At 62.3% G+C, this 21,235-nt stretch carries 17 protein-coding genes; 9 read left to right on the top strand and 8 right to left on the bottom strand.

Annotated features, from left to right (window positions below; all coding sequences use genetic code 11):
* Nucleotides 1-46 precede the first annotated feature (46 nt).
* The 8 genes from KBC96_00820 to pilM form a co-directional block, all read right to left on the bottom strand.
* Nucleotides 47-1,255: a type II secretion system F family protein gene (locus tag KBC96_00820; protein ID MBP6962926.1), complete on the bottom strand. Its 1,209-nt coding sequence runs from the start codon at nucleotides 1,253-1,255 to the stop codon at nucleotides 47-49.
* An 81-nt stretch (nucleotides 1,256-1,336) separates the two neighbouring features.
* Nucleotides 1,337-2,470 (bottom strand): type IV pilus twitching motility protein PilT, encoded by a 1,134-nt coding sequence (locus KBC96_00825; GenBank protein ID MBP6962927.1) that lies wholly within the window; start codon nucleotides 2,468-2,470, stop codon nucleotides 1,337-1,339.
* 158 nt (nucleotides 2,471-2,628) lie between these two features.
* The gene (gene tadA / locus KBC96_00830; GenBank protein ID MBP6962928.1) at nucleotides 2,629-4,353 is read right to left on the bottom strand and encodes a Flp pilus assembly complex ATPase component TadA; all 1,725 of its coding nucleotides are present in this window, start codon (nucleotides 4,351-4,353) and stop codon (nucleotides 2,629-2,631) included.
* A gap of 97 nt (nucleotides 4,354-4,450) precedes the next feature.
* Entirely contained in the window at nucleotides 4,451-6,580 is a 2,130-nt protein-coding gene (locus tag KBC96_00835; GenBank protein MBP6962929.1) for a type II secretion system protein GspD, read from the bottom strand.
* On the bottom strand, nucleotides 6,558-7,202 hold the full coding sequence (locus tag KBC96_00840) for a hypothetical protein (protein MBP6962930.1): 645 nt from the start codon (nucleotides 7,200-7,202) through the stop codon (nucleotides 6,558-6,560). Before KBC96_00840 ends, KBC96_00835 begins: the two co-directional genes overlap by 23 nt.
* Complete coding sequence (gene pilO / locus KBC96_00845; protein ID MBP6962931.1) at nucleotides 7,199-7,897, bottom strand: type 4a pilus biogenesis protein PilO; 699 nt, start codon at nucleotides 7,895-7,897, stop codon at nucleotides 7,199-7,201. Before pilO ends, KBC96_00840 begins: the two co-directional genes overlap by 4 nt.
* Nucleotides 7,884-8,510, bottom strand: a complete 627-nt coding sequence (locus tag KBC96_00850) for a PilN domain-containing protein (GenBank protein MBP6962932.1) — start codon at nucleotides 8,508-8,510, stop codon at nucleotides 7,884-7,886. Before KBC96_00850 ends, pilO begins: the two co-directional genes overlap by 14 nt.
* Nucleotides 8,511-8,583: 73 nt before the next feature.
* Nucleotides 8,584-9,702, bottom strand: coding sequence for a type IV pilus assembly protein PilM (pilM, locus tag KBC96_00855; GenBank protein MBP6962933.1), 1,119 nt, complete (start codon nucleotides 9,700-9,702; stop codon nucleotides 8,584-8,586).
* A gap of 476 nt (nucleotides 9,703-10,178) precedes the next feature.
* Between pilM and KBC96_00860 the strand changes: the two genes are divergently transcribed.
* The 9 genes from KBC96_00860 to KBC96_00900 form a co-directional block, all read left to right on the top strand.
* On the top strand, nucleotides 10,179-12,581 hold the full coding sequence (locus KBC96_00860; GenBank protein MBP6962934.1) for a hypothetical protein: 2,403 nt from the start codon (nucleotides 10,179-10,181) through the stop codon (nucleotides 12,579-12,581).
* A gap of 12 nt (nucleotides 12,582-12,593) precedes the next feature.
* Nucleotides 12,594-13,520: an ABC transporter ATP-binding protein gene (locus KBC96_00865; GenBank protein MBP6962935.1), complete on the top strand. Its 927-nt coding sequence runs from the start codon at nucleotides 12,594-12,596 to the stop codon at nucleotides 13,518-13,520.
* Between the two features lie 34 nt (nucleotides 13,521-13,554).
* Entirely contained in the window at nucleotides 13,555-15,249 is a 1,695-nt protein-coding gene (locus KBC96_00870; GenBank protein MBP6962936.1) for a hypothetical protein, read from the top strand.
* A 39-nt stretch (nucleotides 15,250-15,288) separates the two neighbouring features.
* On the top strand, nucleotides 15,289-16,578 hold the full coding sequence (locus KBC96_00875) for a hypothetical protein (protein MBP6962937.1): 1,290 nt from the start codon (nucleotides 15,289-15,291) through the stop codon (nucleotides 16,576-16,578).
* 156 nt (nucleotides 16,579-16,734) lie between these two features.
* On the top strand, nucleotides 16,735-16,956 hold the full coding sequence (locus tag KBC96_00880) for a hypothetical protein (protein MBP6962938.1): 222 nt from the start codon (nucleotides 16,735-16,737) through the stop codon (nucleotides 16,954-16,956).
* A 189-nt stretch (nucleotides 16,957-17,145) separates the two neighbouring features.
* Nucleotides 17,146-18,144: a MoxR family ATPase gene (locus KBC96_00885; GenBank protein ID MBP6962939.1), complete on the top strand. Its 999-nt coding sequence runs from the start codon at nucleotides 17,146-17,148 to the stop codon at nucleotides 18,142-18,144.
* A 56-nt stretch (nucleotides 18,145-18,200) separates the two neighbouring features.
* Nucleotides 18,201-18,608 (top strand): hypothetical protein, encoded by a 408-nt coding sequence (locus KBC96_00890; protein ID MBP6962940.1) that lies wholly within the window; start codon nucleotides 18,201-18,203, stop codon nucleotides 18,606-18,608.
* Nucleotides 18,609-18,611: 3 nt separating this feature from the next.
* Entirely contained in the window at nucleotides 18,612-19,523 is a 912-nt protein-coding gene (locus tag KBC96_00895; GenBank protein ID MBP6962941.1) for a DUF58 domain-containing protein, read from the top strand.
* A 513-nt stretch (nucleotides 19,524-20,036) separates the two neighbouring features.
* On the top strand, nucleotides 20,037-21,235 hold a 1,199-nt coding region (locus KBC96_00900), incomplete at its 3' end, for a VWA domain-containing protein (GenBank protein ID MBP6962942.1).

A 21,235-nucleotide genomic window follows, 5' to 3' on the forward strand; every position in this document is an offset into this window, starting at 1 on the left:
GCCCGATACCGGGCGATGGGGATCGCCCGGTATCGGGAGTTGAATGCTATCCTATGCTGCTGACGAGCTTGAATATCGGGCCCATGACCGAGACGGCAATGAAACCGACCACAACGCCCATAAAGACGATGAGCAGAGGCTCGATCATCGAGGTCAGACCCTTGACGGCGGCATCCACCTCTCGGTCGTAAAAGTCCGAGACCTTGATCAACATCTCGCTGAGGCGGCCGGTCTCCTCGCCGACGTCAATCATGTGCGTGACCATCGTCGGGAACATCCCGCTGGACGCAAGGGGCGCGCTCACCTTCTGCCCTTCGCGAACGCTGTCCCGAGCGTTGTCCACCGCTTGCGCGAGGACGGTATTGCCGGCGGTCTCGCCGACGATCTCGAGAGCCCGCATCATCGGAACGCCGCTGCTCACCAGCGTGCCGAATGTTCGAGAGAACCGCGAGACGGCCATCTTGAGGACAATGTCGCCGACGAGCGGAGCCTTCAGCTTCAGCATGTCAATCTGGTATCGGCCGGCCTTGGTGCGCCCGTACGCGCGCACGAACAGCACGCCGCCTATGATAAGGCCGAGCGGGATATACCAGTAGGCCTTGAATAGCGCGCTGCCGTCGAAGAGCAGGCGCGTGGCCGGCGGCATCTCGACGTCCATGCTCACGAAGATCTCCTTGAACTTCGGCAGAACGAACATGAACAGCGCGCAGATCATCAGGACTGAGAAGACCAGGACGATGATCGGGTACATCATGGCCGACTTGATCTTGGTGCGTATGTCCATCTCGGTCTCGAGGAAGCCGGCGAGCCTGTCGAGAACGGTATCGAGCACGCCGCCAAGTTCCGCCGCGCGAATCATGTTGACGTACAGCTTGGAGAAGACGTTCGGGTGCTTGGCGAAGGCATCCGTCAGGCTCATGCCGCTCTTGACGTCTCGCATAGACTGACTGATCACGGGCTTCAGCACATCGTCCTTCGTCTGGTTCTCCAGGATGTCGAGGCACTTGATGATACTGATGCCGGCGTCAATCATCGTAGCGAACTGGCGGCTGAACACGACGAGCGTGTTGAGCTTGAGCTTCTTGAACCTGTCGAAGCCGGTGAACCTGGCGCCCGTCCTGGCTTCGCGGATATCCAGCACGTGATACCGCTGGTCGTGAAGCTTGGAGAGGACCAACTGCTGGTTGTCGGCCTCTATCTTGCCCTTGACGGATCTCCCTGACTGGTCAACCGCCGTGTATGCAAATGTAGACATGTCGCTCTTCCCTTCCTGTGTGTCTCCCTCCGGAAGTCGAGGCTCCGTCAGAGCCGCGAACTCCGGAAAGGAAGTCGGTCATCAACTGCCGTTAAGCAACCTGGTGAAGTTGTCTCTGTCTATGGCCCTGCTGACGGCCTCTTCGTAGCTGATCACGCCGTTCCTGTGAGCGTCGGCGAGCACGCGATCCATCGCCTGCATGCCGGCTGCTCCTCCGGTCTCGATGGACGAGTATATCTGATAGGTCTTGCCTTCTCTGATTAGGTTCCTGATCGCCGGATTGGCCACCATGATCTCGATGGCCGCGTAGCGACCTCCGCCGACTCGCGGAATGAGCTGCTGGGCGACAACGGCTTCGATGGTGTTCGAGAGCTGTACCTTGATCTGATCCTGCTGGTGCGCCGGGAAGACGTCCACCACCCTGTCAATGGTCTGCGGCGCGTTTCTCGTGTGCAAGGTGCCGAACACGAGGTGGCCGGTCTCAGCAAGGGTTATCGCGGCCGCGATCGTCTCCAGGTCGCGCATCTCGCCTACCAGTATGACATCCGGGTCCTCGCGCAGTATGGCGCGCAGGGCGTTCTCGAACGAGTCCGTGTCGGTGTTGAGTTCGCGCTGGTTAACCATGCACTTCCTGTGGTTGTGCAGATACTCGATCGGGTCTTCGATGGTCATTATGTGCCCGCTGCGCTCGCCGTTGATGTTGTCGATCATCGTCGCGATCGTCGTGGACTTTCCGCTTCCGGTCGGCCCGGTGACCAGGATCAACCCGCTGTGCTTGCGGGTCAGCTCGCGCAGGATCGGGGGAAGGCCGAGTTCCTCCATCGAGGGAATCTTCGTGGGAATCGCGCGCATTGCGACGCCGATGGAGCCGCGCTGCTTGTAGACGTTGACCCTGAATCGCCCGGCGTTCTTGACCCCGTAGGAGAAGTCGAGTTCGCGCGTCTTCTCGAACCACTGGATCTGATCGTTGCTCAGAATGTCGTAGATGAGCCGCTGGGTATCGCGCTGGCCGAGTTCGGCGTAAGGAGTGGCGACGAGATGTCCGTCGCAGCGCACCATCGGCGGCCTGCCGACGGTCAGGTGGATATCCGAGCTTCCCATCTCGCACCCGAGGCGAAGCAGATCGTCAATGTGCACGTCGGAGACCGGCTTGCCCTTCTGATCCGAAGACTGAGGCTCTTCGTCAAGCTTGTGCAGAAGGTCAATCTCCCGCATGTTCGGCTCCAGGCGATCGCCTTCGTCGAGCGCGACCGGTCGGCCCAGAAGGTCCGTCTCTTCGGTTTGCCGCCGGCTCAGGTCGTCCGGGCTTCCGGGCTGGTTCAAGAGGTCAATGTCCTGCATCTGGTATTATCTCCCGCTGGTCCGGCTCCTGCCTAGCCGGAATAGATCACCCTCAGCGACTCCTCGAGGGTCGTCATGCCGAGAAGAATCTTCTCCATGGCATCATCTCTGAGCGTCTTCATCCCGGCCTCCACCGCGGCTTCCTTGAGCGCATACGATGAGGACCTGGCCAGGACTAGATCGCGAATCTTGTCCGTTATGGGCATCAGCTCGTATATGCCGATCCTGCCCTTGTATCCCGTGCCCTTGCAGTGGTCGCATCCCTTGCCCCGCGAGAAGGTTACCTCGGAGTCCTCCTCGACGTTCATGCCGAGACGCCGGATGGCGTCGCGGGGCGGGGAATACGTCTCCTTGCACTTCGGGCATATCATCCTGAGGAGTCTCTGGGCCAGCACTCCGATCACCGACGATGCGATCAGGAAGGATTCGACATCCATCTCCTGAAGCCTGGTGACCGCGCCGGGCGCGTCGTTCGTGTGCAACGTCGAGAGCACCAGGTGGCCGGTGAGGGCCGCCTCGATGGCGATCGTCGCGGTTTCCTTGTCGCGGATCTCGCCGACCATTATGATGTTCGGGTCCTGGCGCAGCATGGTCCGCAGGCCGCTCGCAAAGGTCATGCCCGCCCGGACGTTGACCTGCGTCTGGGTGATGCCCGCAAGCTCGTACTCGACCGGGTCTTCGATGGTAAGGATGTTCTTCTCGCCCGAGTTGAGCTTCGAGAGCACCGAGTACAGCGTGGTTGACTTGCCGCTGCCGGTGGGGCCGGTGACCAGTATTATCCCGTAGCTCCGGCTGATGATTGACTCGAACATGTCCTGGGTGTTGGGAAGCAGACCCAGCTTGTTCAGACCAATCATGATGGAGCTCTTGTCGAGGACCCTCAGTACGACTTTCTCTCCGTAGACCGACGGCAGAGTGGACACGCGGAAGTCGTACTGCTTGCCGTCAACCACCGCGCTGATGCGGCCGTCCTGCGGAGCGCGCTTCTCGGCGATGTCCATCTCGGACATGATCTTGATACGAGATATGAGCGACGCCTGAGCCTTCTTCGGAACCAGCAGGCCGTCGTGCAGTATGCCGTCTATGCGATAGCGCACCTTCAGCGACGTCTTCCCGGGCTCGAGGTGGATGTCGCTGCACTTGTCCTGTATCCCTCGGGTCAGTATGAGGTTGCACAGCCGTATGACCGGGGCTTCTTCGCTGAGCTCGCGAAGCTCCTCGATGCTGACCTCGTCCTCCTGGCTCTCGTCGTCGCCTTCGGTCAGGGCGATGTCGGCGGTCTCGATGTTGTCAATGAGTTCGTTGACGGCCTCTATTGACTGGCTGCCGCCGTAGAAGTGGCTGATCGCGCCGAGGATATCCTCTTCGGTAGCGATGACCGGCTCGACATCCAGTCCGGTGATAAGGCGGATCTCATCAATGGCGAAGATATCGAGCGGGTTCTTCATCGCCACGGTGATGTGGCCGTTGGACCTGCCGACCGGGACGGCCTTGTACCTGCGCGCAATCTCCTGGGAGACGCACTTGACGGCCTCCTCCTCGATCGGGTGGTCGGTCAAGTCGAGGTACTGGACGCCCCAGTGCGTACCGAGACACCGCGCCCGGTCTCTCTCGTTGATCAGGCCCATCCCGACGAGCACGTCGCCGACAGTCTCCCCGGTACCAAGCTGGCGTTGCTTGTCCAGAGCCTGGCCGAGTTGATCCTCGTTGATCAGGCCCGCTTCTACGAATATGTCGCCGATCGGCTTCTTCTGCATCTGCGATCCCGGTTAGTCTGAGATGAATCGAGGGCGGGCGGACCCGCCCTCGATACCGTCACACGATCCCGTCCGACTACAAGCCGGACTTCCACTATTACTGGGCGTCGTCGGCGAGAATCCTCGGAGTGATGAACATCATGATCTCCGAGTGGTTCTTCGACTTGCTCTTTGTCCTGAACAGGTTGCCTATCAGCGGAAGGTCGCTCAGGATCGGAATCCCCGACATGATCTGCCGCTCCTCGTCGCTGATGAGGCCGCCGATCACTATGGTCTCGCCGTCCTTCACTCGGACGGTGGTGTCAATGTACCTGCGGGAGATCTCAGGCAGGGTGATGCCGAGTTCGCCTATCGTGAGGCCGTCACCGACTGGGGAACTGACCTCCGGATGCAGGTCCATCGTGATGAAGCCGTCCGAACTGACGCGGCTGACCGAGTGAAGCTGGACGCCGATCCGGGCGGTCTCCGTAGTCACGTTGATGCCGGTAGGCGTCTGCTGGATGTTCACGACGTACTTCAGTTCCTTGCCGATGAAGATGCTGGCAGGCTTGCCGTCGAGCGCGGAGATGCTCGGATTGGCAAGCACCTTGGCCTTCTCGTCCCTGACCATGGCATTCAGCGTGGCCAGGATATTGAGCGGCGAACGCTGGAAGCGGCCGAGCATGATGCCGGTCGCGGAGCCGGTCTCGTCCCTGTGCAGTTCGCTGAAACCGGTGGTGCTGTTGCTCACACCAGTATTCCAGTTCCAGTCAATGCCCAGATCCTTCGAGTCGTCATTGTAGATGTCCAGGACTTTCGCTTCGATGACGATCTGCGGCTGACGGACGTCAACCTTCGACAGGAACTCCTTGGCGTTCCCGATCTCGGCCGAAGAGCCTCGCAGGAGCAGTGTCTTCGGAGGCGCGATTATCTTCTGGTCTCCGGAGGAGCCGCTCGAACCCTCGGACCCATTGCCGAGAGACAGGGCCTTGGGGCTCTCCAGGTTGAAGCCCTGGTTCGGGCCGATCGTCACCCTGAGTCCCGGCACGAAATCCGCAACGGCGTTCGCAAGCTCATTGATGTCGGCGTATTTGACCTGGTAGACATCCATGTCGGTTGACGCGGCCCTGGCCTCGAGCGAGTTCTCGACCATCGCGACCAGGTTCCTCGCCGACTGGACCTGATCGGCCGTGCCGCTCAGGACCATCATGTTCGTACCGCTCGGAATGCCCTTCTTGTCGTCGGCCACGGCGGTGCTCGTCACCTCCATGCCCTTGTACTGGGCCGCGAGCATCTTGCTGAGCTGGACAGGATCAGAGTGGCGGACCATCGCCACTTCCGCGACGCGGGCGGCATCCGCGGATGCGGCGCCCGAGACGAGCGAGTTCAGGTTGTCGGGAGTGCCGACAACGTACGTGTCGTCCACCTTCTGGAACTTGTATCCGCTGAGGTTGGTCACGAGTTTGAGGGCGTCCTCGACGGTGACGTTGTTGAGCGCAACCGTCACCTGGCCCTTGACGTCGGTGCTGGCTACGACGTTTGTATTGCTCTGCAGAGAGAGAGCCTTGAGCACGTCATGGATGTCCGAGCCGACGAAGTCCAGGCTGATGCGGTTCTCCGAAGAGACCGCGGGAGCAGCGGTCACAACCGCCGACCGCACAACCACCGGCTGAGCGCTGGCGATCATTACCGGTTTCGCCGCCTCGACGACGGGCGGCGCCTCGGGGGCGCATGTTTCCTGCGATCCCCGGACGGCAACCGCGGGTTCGACCACCTCCGGCATCGGATGGGCGGACGCCGGCTGGGTTACTCGCTTGCGGACGACGATGGTGGCCTGGCGCTTGTCGCCGGAGTAGCGAATGCTGTACGGCCGCTTGCTGTCAACCTCTACGGCTACGCGCGCCATCGGCGGGCTCGGCCGATACCACACGCATCTGACTGTCCCGATATCGCCGGAGTTGATCTTCACGGTCTTGCCCTGGTCTGAGGCCAGGTAGCCCTTCACATTGAAGACCAGGTGCTTCGACAACTGCTCCGCGGCGATCGAGAGCGGACCGTTCGCCGTCAACGTTATCTGCACGTCGGCGTCGGAGCCGGTCACCGTCACCTGGCTGATCGTCTGGCGAGCGTCGGCGCAGACCGAGCAGACCAGCACGAGCAGCACGGTGAGAGCGATGAGGATTCGACCGCCGGGAAACGCTGATCCGGCGGACACTGAGATCTGCTTACTGTGCCCCTTTGTTAGCATCACTACCTCCTAATGGCAAAAGGAATGGCTTGTTCTTGTAACTCATACTGACTACATTTCGGGCGACGTGCACCACCCGATACCTGCCGTCAATGACCTGGCCCTCGCGGACGATGTACCGGGCGTTGTCGGGCCCGCGGATGATGGCCACGTTGATCGAGCCCTGGATGACTCCGGTCAAGGAGAACATCTGCCTGGGGTCCGGCTCCTGCTCGAGCGGCGACGACTCACCGTTCCTCGTGACAGTGATCTGCCTGGATAGATCCAGCGGCTTCAGCCCGTTCAGACCCGGCAGAGTACCGGCGTTCATCTTCGACAGGTTCAGTGACTGCATCTTTGGCGCCGCGACTGCGCTTTCCCCGATCTGCGGTATGAACGGATCGCGCGCCGCGGAGACTCCGCCCCCGAGGTCCGCGGCGACAGTGACGGGCTCGGTCACGACCGCGGCCGGCGGCTTGGCGGCGTCCGTGCGCGCGTCCGACGTCTTCGCCGCCGGTTCCGTCTGCCTGGTCTGGGCATGCGTGCCCGACCCGACTATCCTGATGACGGCATATCCGAGGACGAAGACGATCAGGCAGCCCAGGACGATCAGCTGTTTCTTTTGTTCTTCGGCGATTTTCATCCCTTATCTCCGTCTTCCGCTGCGGCGACCAACCTGGAGCGCTCCGCCGTCTTACCGACCGGAACGGACTCCTTGAGGATGAACGCCGTAGCATTCACTTTGATCGACAGCTCGGGCGAGGCGAGCGTCACCGTCCGGCCCTCCGGACTGATCTGGATGTCGTTGACCGCTACGATCTTCGGGAACGAAGTGATCTGTTGCATGAACTTCAGGGCATCCCAGTACTTGCCCTTCAGCTCGATGCTGATCTCCAACTCGTCGTAGGGCTTCGGCGGCGGCGCCTTGGCCACCCTGTCCTTGTCGCCCTTCTTGTCGTCGTCTACCGCCTTGGACACCACGGGGGCGGGTTTGTCGTCGGACCGCTTCGGCCTGACGCCTACCACCTGCAGGTTGTTCCTCTTGCCCAGCGCCTCTATCTGGCGCAGGAAAGTGGGAACGTACACCTTGCTGGATACGCCCTGCTCCAGGAAACTGAGCTTCTGCTTGGCGTCCAGAAACTCCTGGCGAGCGACCGGCAGGCGGGCGGCGATCTCCTGGCTGCGGTCGAGCTTGTCTTTCTTCTGCCGGTACTCATCCTGCACGGTTTTGAGGTTGCCGGACCTGTTGACGTAGAGCAGTGCGAAAACAGCCAGGACCAACACCGCGCAGCAGGCCAGGATCACGAGGGTCCGTTTCAAGGCACTACTTGCTCCCATTTGGACTTCCCCCTCCTTTCGCACTGAGGTTCTTCAGCAGCGCACTGATCTCGAACTCCACGAGATTGAGATCGTCTCTGGACGTCTGTTGAGTGAAGTTGAGATCAACCGCATCGAACTCCGGCCACCTGTTCAGCCTGAGCATCGCCTCGCCGACCATCATCTGGCTCGACGACGTTCCCCTCATCTTGACACTGACCTTGGGGGCCGGCGGCGGACCCGCCGATTTCGACGAGGCGCGCGACTCCTGAGTACTGGTGCTGACGCTGGTCAGCCATGTGTTCGCGGGCATGCTTCGGCTCACGTTCTGCATCACGTTGTGCCAGAGGAGCGTCTTCTCCCTGGAATCGGCCAGCAGTTCGAGCCGAGGCTCCAGTTTCTTCGCTTCGGACTCGTACTGCGCGATCTGGTCAACAACCGGCTGCAGATGCGCGAGTTCCGCATCGAGCTTACTGGTGGCTCTGTCTATCGCATAGATTCGGGCGGTCATGAAGCTCATGACGCCGAAACCCGCTACCATTATGCAGAGCAGAGCCAGGGCGGCCACCCTTACGTGTCGCTCCAGCTTCTTTCGTTCAGCTCGACGACTGGCGATCATGTTGATCGAAGGCATAGCGTATCATCCCTTTCGTGTCCCAACTCAGCGAGACCGCTTACCCGGTAAGCCTCGCCGGACGTTAGCGGAATCAGGCGGCGGAAGCCAGCGTGGCGGCCGGCATCTCCTTTAGCGCCAAGCCTATTCCGACGGCAAACAGAGTCACATCGTCCTCGCAGAGGCCGTCCCGACCGGACGAGAAATCGTACATGCCCGACAGCGCAGTCGAGCCGACGGCGACATTCGCGTTCAGGCGGCTCTTGGTGTACTCAACGAGCCCCTTCATGCGCGCGGTCCCGCCGCTGAGCATCAGAGTGTCAACAACCGTGTCGGCTCCCTCCGGAAGCTGCGACTGATAGTAGTTGATCGAGCGCCGGATCTCCCTGAGCAGTTCGTCAACCATCGGCTGGACGGCCCTGAGCAACTGGGAATCCGCGGCCTCGGGGAGTACTTCGATGGAATCCTTGAGATCCACCCCGAACTTCATCTCCTCGGCTTCGACGTCCGTGCATCCTACGGCGTTGCGGATAGCTGCGGTCAGATTGTTTCCGGCTATCGGGATGTGGCGGGTCAGGGCGAGGCCGCCGTTGGAGATGATGTTGATCTCGGTGTGGCTTGCGCCCATGTCGAGCAGCGCGACGGTGCCGTCCGCCGGCACGCCGGAGTCCGGGCGGCTCTGCAATGCGCGGAGAAGGGCAAACGCCTCGACATCCACCGACAGCGGTTCGAGGCCTGCCTCTTCGAGCACAGCCACCTTGCCCTCCACCATCGGTCGGGGCGCGGCCACGAGGACCACGTTCACCTGGCCCTCCTCATCCGCATCGCCGAGGATGTCGAACTCCACGACGCTTTCGTCTATCGAGGACGAGATGAACTTGCCTGCCTCGAATCGGATTGACTTCCGAAGGGCATCCTCGCTCATCTTCGGGAGACTGACATGCCGGACGATCACGCCCGGCCCCGCGATGGCCGCCGTCGCCGCGGATGCCTTGATGCCTGCGGACCGCATGGCGAACTGTATCGCGTCAGCGACTTCCGGCACGCTGACGACCACTCCCTCCTTCACGGAGTTCGGCGGCGTCGGGCACACGGCGATGTTCGATATTCGCGGGCCGTGCCTGGTCGGTTCGATGCAGACGAGCTTGATGCTGCTGCTGCCGATGTCAACACCGACCACGCTTTCCTTTGAGAGCAGCTGAGAGAATATCACAAGCACTCCTCCTTAGACAGGTGAGCTTCCGCTGTAACGGCTCGGAGGGATCTGGCGTAGTCGTGCCCCGATGACGGACGCGAGCCGACGACGAAGGCGCGCCGGACTCAGCAGATCTGTCCCTCCATCTGCTCATCCACTACTTCATTATCGTCGGATGATCGAAAATATAGAGGGTAGCGGACCAAATCAGGCAGAAGTGCGTAGGGGTCCGGCGCCACCCATGAACGGGTGGGAGGAGGGTGCGATACACCGTTCCAGGTATTATTGTCGGACAGGCTGCATCTTTTGGCCCGACCGGCGCGTCCATACTTCGGATGCGATCTGATTCCAAGCGCCGACAGGCCGCCTGCCGGGCAGGAAACCGCTTGCGGCGATAGAACTCTTAGATATGCGTCGGGCTTCCGGGAACATCGGCGGCGCTCGAGCAGTATTACCAAGTGACGGCTCTACAATACTGACACAAGGAGCACAGTATGCCGAATCCTTCGCCCGACCGGGGAGCACTCTCCGCGCTTCTCATCACGTTCCTCACCGCACTCCTCTGCTCGACCACGTCCGCGGAGGTGAAGATGGAGGTCTTCCCGGGGTTCGACGGGGCGATGAAGGCGTTCGCGTGGTCGCCCGTCGCCGTGAGGTTGACGAACCCGGACGACCGGGGCTTCGAGGGCGAGTTGACGGTGCGCCAGGATTCGTCCGGCGGCCGGAAGATGCCGACGTGCGCGGCCAGAGTCAGCCTGCCCGGCAACTCCACCAAGCTCTATCACGTGTATCTCAGGCTTCAGCAATACGGCGGCGACGTGAAGGTGGCGCTGGCGAAGGGAAGCAGAGTGGCGGCGACCAAGCGTTTCTCGGCATCGAGCATCGAGCCACCCGACCTGTTGCTAGTGAGCCTGGGGGAGAGGTCATCGCGCCTGGCATTTCTCTCCGGGGAGAAGATACCGGCGACGGCAGCGATGAGACCGGGCTCCGGGCCCCCGCCGTCGGGCGTATCGGACGCGACGATCCATGCGGCCGCCGCCCCTTACGCCTTGCTGTCGGACCGGCCCGCCGCGTACCAGGGCATTGACGTGATGGTCATGTCCGGGCTTGGGGCGACCCCGCCGGACCCGAAGGCGCTGAAGGCGCTCAGCATGTGGGTAGCGGGCGGAGGAACGCTCGTCGTATCCGCGGGGCCGGACTTCCGCAAGTTTCAGCATGAGTTCTTCGACGACCTGCTGCCCGTGACGATCACCGGAGCGTCGAGCGCGCCCGGCCTGAACTCGATCGCATCCATGGGCGGCGAGGCGGTCCCCGGAGGCCCGGCGGCGGTCGCAACCTCGACACCGAAGCCCGGCATCTGCACCCAGGTGATCCGCGAAGGCGCGACCCCGATCTATGCCGAGCGCAGATACGGTTCGGGGCGGGTGGTCTTCCTGGCGTTCGACCATAAGGCGTCACCTTTCCGCGACTGGAACGGCCAGACCGAGTTCTGGAAGGCGATCCTGACGGCGCTGACACCCGGCCCTTTGGTGAGGGAGGACATGGGGTGGGCCTGGGACAGCTACGGCATCAACCCCTACAGTCGGTCATACATGAACTCGACGAGTCTCAGCGAAGTCGTCGAGCACAATCAGTCCGTGAGGACTCCCTCGTTCAGCATCATCGCGCTCTACCTGCTGGCGTACGTCGTGTTCCTGGTTCCGCTGAACTATATGTACCTGAAGAAGAAACGCAGGATGGAACTGGCGTGGATCACCACCCCGGCGATCGTTCTGGCGTTCACCCTGGGGGCATACGCGATCGGATACACCATGAAGGGCGGCAGTATCTCGATGAGGACCGCCCGGGTCATCGAGGGCGGCTCCGACTGTCGGTACGCGCGAACGATCAGCGCGGCCTCGCTCTTTTCTCCGTCGAGGCGCACCTATGACGTGGCGATTGACGACCGTTACGCGATTGCACAATGCATCCCACAGGAGGAGTCCGAGCCTATACCGACCGCGTACGTCGCGGAGAAGACGACCATTGAGAGGATCGGGATGGCGATGTGGTCGTCGAGGGACATCGAGACGGTGAGCGGCATTGACCTCGGCGGGACCATCACGTGCAATGTCACCCTGTCGGGCCACCAGGTCAGGGGGACCATAACCAACAACACGAGCCTCAACGTGACAGACTGCACTATACGTTTCGGTGGGACCGAGCAGATCGTAGGCAGTCTGCCGAGAGGTCGAACGGTCAATGTAGGCGGGAAGGCCGCTGCCGTACCGCGCGAGCCCGGATATGCAAGGTTCTCGCGGGACGTCAGAACGCGGCTGCAGAGCCTGGCGGACACAACGGCGTCGAACTCGTCGGTTCCAACCCTGATCGGATTCGTCGAGGCGGATGCTCAGTATGAGTTGTCGGGCGGCAAGGGCCACACCGCGTCCGAGACGTGCCTCATGATCCGCCTGGATGCCGCGACGCAGGGCGTCCGGGTCTTCGACTCGAGTTCCATGACGGCCCGCATGGTCAGCTCCCAGAACGCACGCCCGGCAGAGGAAACGCCTCCGCCGGATGGATCAGGGATAGGCCGGATCGGGATGAACGTCTCCACTGGAGGGTCGTTCGTCGTGACATACCAGATTCCGGTATCCGGGCCGCTGGAACTTGCATCGCTCAAACTGGTTCAGTCAAGCAGCCATCCGAACGGGGGAAGCGGGCCGGCGCAGGTCGAGTACATGCTCTCCACGAGATCGGGAGAACGGGTGCGGGTGGACGTCTCGAAGGGCGGAGGCGTGCCGAACCCGCAGAGGTTCCTGCAGGCGGGCAACCGGATTACGCTGAAGGTCCAGTCGTCGGACAGCCAAGATGTGCAGGTCAACGTCGGCATCGTCGCGACGGGAAAGCAGGAATAGGGAGGCATCGGCGTGCTCAGAACAGAGAATCTCACGAAGCGGTACAACGGCCTCACGGCGGTCAGCGACCTCAGCCTGCATCTGGAGGCGGGCGACATCATGGGGTTCATCGGCCCGAACGGCGCGGGGAAGACCACGACCATCCGCATGGTGGCGAGCCTGCTGAAACCCACGTCCGGAACCGCCTTCGTGGACGGGATAGACGTGCTCGAGAACCCGGAGGAGATCCGCCCGATGATTGGGTACATGCCGGACTTCTTCGGGATGTACGACGACGTGCTGGTCTGGGAATACCTCGACTTCTTCGCGGCAGCCTACCGGATTCCCGCGCCGAGGCGGGCCGGCATCATAGACGAGGTACTCGAACTGACCGACCTGACGATCAAGAAGCGGAAGTTCGTCGCGCATCTCTCGCGCGGCATGCAGCAGAGGCTCTGCCTCGCCAAGACGCTCCTGCACGACCCGAAGCTGCTCCTGCTCGACGAGCCTGCGTCCGGGCTGGACCCGCGGGCGCGAATCGAGATCAAGGAACTGCTGAAGGAGCTTCGGAAGATGGGGAAGACGATCCTGATCTCGTCGCACATCCTCCCGGAACTGGCGGACTTCTGCAACAAGATCGCGATCATCGAGCAGGGGAAGCTCGTGGTCAGCGGCGACGTGAACGAGATCATGGCGCAGTGCCGGTCGGGCATCTGCCTGAAGATACGGGTGGTCGAGCGCGAACAGGAGGCGATCGGCTGCCTCGCCGGGCTGGAGACCATATCGGACGCGCGTCTCGAGGACGGCTGCATCATGGCAACCTACGTCGGCGAGACCGGCGAGCAGTACGCGGTCCTGGAAGCGCTCACATCCAGAGGGTTCAAGGTCCGCTCCTTCGACGAGGCCGACCTCGACCTGGAGGACGTGTTCCTGAAGGTGACACGCGGGGCGGTTCAGTGAGAGCACCGGGAACGGTCATAGGCAGGAGAAACACATGAGCATTGCGGCGGCGGTGAGTGCCAGAATGAAGGACGTGTGGACGCGGGGCGTGTACGACAACCCGGTGGTCTCGCGGGAACTGCGAACCAGGATGCGCGGGCTGAAGGGCTTCATGCTCATGGGCGGCTACGTGCTTTTCCTCGGGGTCGTGCTGCTTATCGCCTATTACGCGATGTGGCTCGCCTCTGCGGCATCCGGCTGGGGTGCTCAGTCGCTGGTGAACGCGCGGCTCGGGCAGAAGCTCTTTATGAGCCTGAACTGGACGCAGACGATCCTGCTCGCGCTGATCATCCCCTCGCTCACGTCCGGGGCGCTCACCATCGAGCTGGAGAAGAAGACGATCGAGATGCTGGTGCTGACTAGGCTGACCCCCGGCGTCGTCGTGCTGGGCAAGCTGGTCAGCGCGATGCTCTACTCGATGATCCTGCTGATGTGCTCCCTGCCGCTCTCGGGCATCTGCCTGATGTTCGGCGGAATCTCCCCGGCGGAGATGGCGGTGACGTACCTCCTTCTGATAGCCTGGACGTTCGTGCTGGCCGCCTGCGGGATATTCTGGACCTCGCTTTTCAACCGGACGGCCTCCGCGGTGTTGATGACCTACGGCACCATCGGAGGCTACGTGCTCTCGACCACCATCCTGGGCGGGACGCTGCTGGAACGGACCTGGTACGGGGGCTCGACGGACGTGAGCGCGATGGCAATCATGTGCCCGGGCTGGGCGCCGTGGGGCGTGCTGATGAGGGCGACCGTGTGCGGCCTGAAGGTGCCCATATTCCTCCCGCCGCTGATCATCCACTTCATGTACGGCGCGGCCCTGCTGTTCATCGCGGCGATGCACGTCAAGTACCTCAGGGCGGAGAAGGCGCTCCCGGCGAGGCTGCTGCTCATCGGGGCCTCGCTGTTCACAACCTGGCTGACGGTCGGCGACGCGACATTCATGTCCCCGATGATGGGGTTCGCAAGCATGGCGATCATGGTCACGATCGTGGGCGCCAGCATGTACGTAATGTTCGGCCACCTTGCGCCGATATTCGCGAGCGGCCCCATGCCGGCGGAGCCTAAGGGCCTCACGATCGCCGGTTTCCTGTCGGTGAGAAATATGTTTCGGAGCCGGCTGTCCGGGGCATTCTGCTTCGTGATGCTCTGGGCGCTGCTGGAGTATGCGGTATTCGGCCTCACGCTCGCGTGGTCCATGGCCGTAACGCCGGGCATGCCGGCGGCTATCAGTATCCCGCCTTGCGGGACCCCACACGCGACGCCGCCTCCTTCCGTCGGTTGGGCGGGATTCTACAAGGTCGGGTTCGCGGTGCTGGGCGTGGTGGCCGCGATGGCAGCCGTCTCCATCCTGGCATCGGCGATACTGAAACTGAGGCGGAACGCGGTCGTGGCGGCCTTCGTGGTCATCATCTTGATGTTCGCCGGCTACGGAATGATCCTGGCGACGTATGCCAGCATTGGGGCATCATCACCAGGCAACCCGATGTGGCAACTGGCGGCATTCTGGCCGGTGACGCCGCTCATCGTCGAGGCGAACGGATGGCAGAGCAACACGATGCCGCTGCTCTGGTGGCCGAAGAGCGCAAGCTGGTCGCTCGTGGGCGGCATCTACTGGGCGATCACCCTGGCGTGCCTGCTCGCGGCCCCGAAAATGGCCCGGCGGTTTGGCGGCGTGCAGGACGAAGGGTATTAGACCGGGCATGCGACGAATGAAGCAGTTGAAGAGTCGGTCGTGAGCACTACTAGTCTCGAAGACCAGATACGGCGGCTGAGGAAGCGGGTCAGGCTGCTGCTGATCGAGCGGTACGGGCTGTTCGGCGGTGGAGCCGGGGCGGCGGTCGCGTCGTGCATGGTCATCCTCTCGACGAAGGTGACGACGCTGCTCGACTACCGCATCTGGGTCGGGACGGTGATGCTGGGAGCGCTTGGCGGGGCGGCATTCGCCCTCACGCGGCGGCTCGAGGACCTGACGATCGCCATCGCGGCGGACAGGCGAACCGGGCTCAAGGAGCGGCTCTCGACGGCGGTCGCATTGTCCGACGCCCCAGGCGACTTCGAGCGGGCGCTCGTCTCGGACGCTAACGAGCACATCGCAGGGCTGAGATCGTCCGAGGTCTTCCGACGCCGGTTCGGCCGGCCTCACATCGCATTCCTGGGGGCCGCGGTCCTGCTCATCGGAGTGATATTCCTGCCGCAGATCGCGAACTCCCCGAATCGCCGGGCGGAGGTCGCCGTCATGCAGCAGGAGGGCGCGAATATCCAGAAGGTCGGCAAGGAGATCGAGAGGCAGTCCGCGGGCTACCGGCAGAGAGAGTTGAAGAAGCTCGCGGGCAAGCTGCAGGAACTGGGGCGCAGGATGCAGACCGGCCGCCTCCCGAAGAAGGAAGCGATGATCCAGGTCCAGCGCCTGAACAAGCAGATCAAGGCTGAGCAGAATCGGCTTGCCAAGGAGAACTCGAACACGAAGTCAATGGCCGAGGCGCGCGCCGAGATGAAGAGAGCGTCGCAGGAACTCGCCCAGAAGATGGCCGAGAAGATGGCGGAGAAGCAGAACATCCCGCCGGCTGAGGCGCTTAACAAGATGGCGTCCGACAAGCGGATGGCGGAACTCGCACGGAAGTCCGAGCCGCTCACGCAGGCCGAGCAGAAGGAACTGGAGAAGGCGGTCGAGAAGTACGCCAACCCGGGCAGTTCACTCGCGGTACCCAAGGAGATCGGCGAGGCGCTGGCAAAGCTCGCGGAGAACGAGGACTTCAAGAAGGCGTCCGAGCTGATGCAGAAGCTGGCGCTGAAAGCTCAGAGCGGCAGCATGAGCGAGATGGACCGCGAGGCCCTTCAACAGCAGCTCGACGCCCTCGCCAAGGCTCTTCAGAACACCGACCTCGACAAGCTCGCGAAGATGATGCGCGAGAACGCCGAGAAGCTGGCCAGGATGAGCCCCGAAGAGCTGGCGAAGATGGCTGCGGAGATGCAGAAGATGCAGCAGCTTGCGAAGGCACTCGAGCAGGCGGGGGGCACTTGACTGAGCGCAAGCGGCGCGCTGGGTCAGTGCGCTCCGGGCGGACAGACGGCGGGCGGACAGGGCCAGCAGCAGGGCCAAGGTCAGAGCGGGAAGAACGCAGGGAGCGGCGCGGGGGGCGATGACGCGAACACCGGTCCCAAGGACAAGCTGAACGAGGTGAAGGACATCTCGCACTCGCCGTCGGCGTTCGGTGAGAGCGGGCAGGTGTTCTCCGCGGGCGAGTCGAAGGGCGCCCCCACCCTCTCGTCGCCCGCCTCGGTCCCTTATACCGATGTGTACTCGAACTACAAGAAATCGGCCGAGAGCGCGCTCTCCAAGGAGAAGGTGCCCCCGGCGTACCGCACGAGGGTGAAGGATTACTTCAGCAGTCTGGAGTGAGGAATGTCGAGTGCAGAGTTCAGAATGGGGAGTGAGAACCCCGTCAGCCCTGAGTGATGCGTAGCATTGTATCGAAGGGCGGCCTAGCCGCACAACCTCTGGCTGGCCCCGACCGTCCTTCGATACACGCTCCAGAGAGCGCACTCAGGACTGGGCGGTTCTTCACTCCGCACTGATCAGGAGGTTCTCATGCAAGCCGAAGAGCGAGTAGCTCAGTTCAACCAGTGTTTCAGGCAGCTCAGCGATGAGATATCGAAGGTCATCGTCGGGCAGTCGGAGATCATCGAGGGCGTCGTCCTCTGTCTCGTGGCGAACGGCCATGCGCTCCTGGAGGGCGTCCCCGGCCTCGGAAAGACGCTCCTCGTGCGGACCCTCGCGGAGGCGTGCGAGCTTCAGTTCTCGCGGATCCAGTTCACGCCCGACCTGATGCCCGCCGATATCGTCGGCACGAACATCCTGGTCGAGTCGGAGTCCGGCGCGCGGGAGTTCCGATTCCAGCACGGGCCGGTCTTCGCCAATGTCATCCTCGCCGACGAGGTCAACCGAGCGACGCCGAAGACCCAGTCGGCGATGCTCGAGGCGATGCAGGAGCACTCGGTCACGGTCGCCGGCACGATCCGGCAGCTCGACGAGCCGTTCCTCGTGCTCGCGACCCAGAACCCGCTGGAGATGGAGGGCACATACCCGCTCCCCGAGGCGCAGTTGGACCGATTTCTCTTCAAGCTGATGGTCGACTTCCCCACCCTCGACGACCTGATGATGATCATGGACCGCACGACGGGCTCATCCGAGCACCATGCGGCCAGGGTGATGGACGCGCAGACGATCCTGGAGATGCGCTCGCTCGCGCGCGAGGTCGCGATCGCCGATCACGTGAAGGAGTACGCGCTCCGTGCGGTCCTGGCGACTCATCCCGAGAGCGAGTATGCGACCGAGATGACGAGGAAGTACGTCCGCTACGGCTCGAGTCCGCGCGGTGCTCAGGCGCTCGTCGTCGGCGGGAAGGTCTGCGCGCTGCTCGACGGGCGGTTCAACGTGGCGTTCGACGACATCAAGCGCGTGGCGAAACAGTCGCTCCGGCACCGGTTGATCCTCAACTTCGAGGGCGAGGCCGAGCGGATCAGCACCGATTCGATCGTCGAGGACGTCCTCTCGAACGTCGCGACGAAGGAAGAACTGCCGGTGTAGGGAGCATCAACCGCCGATGAACGCGGATGGACGCCGATAACGGACGGAGGGCTCTCATGGAAGACAATCGGACCGCGAGTACTGCTGTGGTGGTCCTGCAGTTCCTGGGCTACTTTCTGGTCTTCGCCATCCCGACCGCGACGGTAGCCATCCTTCTGCCACAGTATGCGCCAGGCATCGTGATAGGCGGAACATCTCTGTTTCTTGCGACAACAGGGTTCATCCTGGGATGGCAATGGGATGATGAATGGCCACCTGAGGCCCGCCGCCACATCACGCGTGTCCTGCTCATATTCATCGGCTATCCGGTTGTGAAGATGGCTGTGGACACGGCGCACAGACCCGACGATCTTGCAGTGAATGCCATTGTGCTAGTGCTGCTGGAGTTGGGCGTCACGATGGCAACATTGCCTTCGTTCTACCTAGGCCGTGCGATGCATCGAAGAAAGACCGCCGGGACATAACCCTTGGAACAAAAACTCTCAACTGAACAAACAGACGAGCGGGAGGAGCTACTCGATCCTGAGTTTCTGCGGAAGATCGAGCGGCTGTCGCTCGTCGCCAAGCGGGTATTCCCCGGGCGACTCAGAGGCGAGCGGCGATCCACCAAGCGCGGCTCGGCAGTCGAGTTCGCCGACTACCGGAACTACACCACCGGCGACGACCTCCGGCGCGTCGACTGGAACGTCTATGCCCGCCTCGAGAAGCTTTTCCTCAAGCTGTTCGTCGAAGAAGAGGACCTGCACGTCTATATACTTGTGGATACGTCGAAGTCGATGGACTTCGGCCATCCCAGGAAGTTGCTGTATGCCAAGCGCATCGCGGCGGCCCTGTCGTACATCGCGCTGAGCAACCTCGACCGAGTCGGACTGGCGGCGCTCAGCGGGGAGTCGGCGGCGGTAATGACTCCGAAGCGGGGGAAGCAGGCCGCGTTCACGATCTTCGATTACCTGCGATCTGTACAGGCGTCAGGGAAGACTCAGCTTGGCGCATCGATCCGCGACTTCAGCCTTCGGACGGCGAACTCCGGGCTGGCGATCGTGATCTCGGACTTCCTCGATCCGACGTATCAGCAGGGGCTCACGGCGCTCCTGTCGCGCAAGTTCGAGGTGACGATGGTGCACCTGCTCGACCAGGAGGAGGTCAACCCGACGACCGTCGGCGACCTGCTGATGGTCGACTCGGAGACCGGCGAGAAGCGGGAGATAACGATCACCCGGACGCTGCTCCGGCGGTACCAGCAGCGGCTGGCGGAGTTCCTGGGGGAGATCGAGGGGTTCGCGATGCGGTACGGATGCAACTACGTCCGCGTGACGAACCAGTCGCCGTTCGAGGACCTGATACTGAACTACCTGCGACGAAGAGGCGCGTTGAAGTAATCGCCAAGACGCCAAGGACGCCAAGAGGGAATAAGACCCGTTCGGGAGGGCGTTGGACTCCCTCCCGCAAGACTCGATGGGGAGTTGAACTCCCCGGTTTACTAAGGCATGCCTGAGTACAACTCGAGTACGAACGAACCAAGTGCCGATATACGGAAGATGGCTGACGAAGTACTGGCCATGGTGGAGGCCATCGTACGGGGCGAACTGCTTCCTCACTCGCCAGAGGTCCAAGCCAGAGCCCTAAGTATAGACGATCGCATAGGCCCGCTGTCGGATGTTCATGATCGTGTACTGCTTGCCGTCTCTGACTGTCTCGTAGATATCCTGACTTGCGATGGCGCCACCTGGGACACCCCAATGCATGGCTTCCAGGAGCATCTGGAGGCGCTGAGGACTGTAATGGACCGGATGGGGAGTTGAACTCCCGATCTAGTGCCGCGTGCCGGAGTACAACTCCGGCACGAACAGTGTCTGACTGATCACTGTTCACTGATGACTGTTCACTAGCCAATGAGCTTACTATCACCCTGGTCGTTACTGCTGATCCTGCCGCTCGGCGGGATCATCGTGCTCTTATACCTGCTCAAGCTCAAACGCAAGGAGCAGGTGGTCTCGTCCGTCATGCTCTGGCAGGACGCGGTCGCCGACATCCAGGCGAATGCCCCATTCCAGAAGCTGAAGAAGAGCCTCCTGCTTCTCCTCCAGATCATCGCGCTTCTTGCCGTGATCGGGGCGATCGCGCGCCCGTATGTCCGCACCCAGAGCGGTCAGGGCAACCGCATCGTCGTAATCCTGGACTCGAGCGCCAGCATGCAGGCGACCGACGTGAAGCCTTCCCGGTTCGATGACGCGAAGTCGAAGGCGATCGGCATCGTCGGGCGGATGGGCGGCGGGGACACGATGCTCGTCATGACCGCCGGCTCGAAGGCGCGCGTCGTTGCCTCGTTCACCTCGGACAAGAAGTCGCTCACCGAGGCGATCAAACGTCTCGAGCCGGTCGATACACCGTGCAACATGCGGCAGGCGATGGTCCTCGCGCTCTCACTCGTCGGCGGGAAGTCGCGCGTGCCTCCGCGCATCGTCGTGCTCTCAGATGGCGGCTTCGAAGCGCTCTCCGATCTCTCGGCCCAGAACGCGCGGCTCGACTACATGCGGATCGGGAGGGAATGTAACAACGTGGCCATCACCGGTCTGTCGTCCCGCAAGACCCTCTCCGGCGAACAGCAGGTCTTCATAGGTTTCCGCAACTACTCCCCGCGGCCACAGACTTTCAACCTCGAGGTCTACCTGAACGACGAGCTTCTTGACGTGCGCGAGGAGACCCTCAGGGCCGGCGAGTCGAGGCAGGAGTTGCTGAAGAACATCGGCAACCTCGACGGCCGGGTGACCGCCAAGCTGGATGTGAAGGACGATCTGGCCGTGGACAACAGCGGCTCGGTCTACCTCACCAAGCCGAGGAAGATATCCGTGCTGCTGGTTTCGAAGGGCAACATCTTCCTCCAGAATGCCCTCAATCTCGACCCGCGGACATCGGTCACGAAGGCCGAGACGCCGCCTGCCAACTTCAAAGACTCGAAGTACGACCTGGTCGTGTTCGATGGAGTCACGCCGCCTGCAAGCCTCCCGCAGGGCGGATACCTGCTGATCGACACGGCATGCTCTCAGGGGCCGGCGCAGGCCGGCGAAATGCTCCAGCGCCCCTCGATCGT

It is taken from the genome of Armatimonadota bacterium (genome assembly GCA_017993055.1).
GTDB lineage: Bacteria > Armatimonadota > UBA5829 > DTJY01 > DTJY01 > JAGONM01.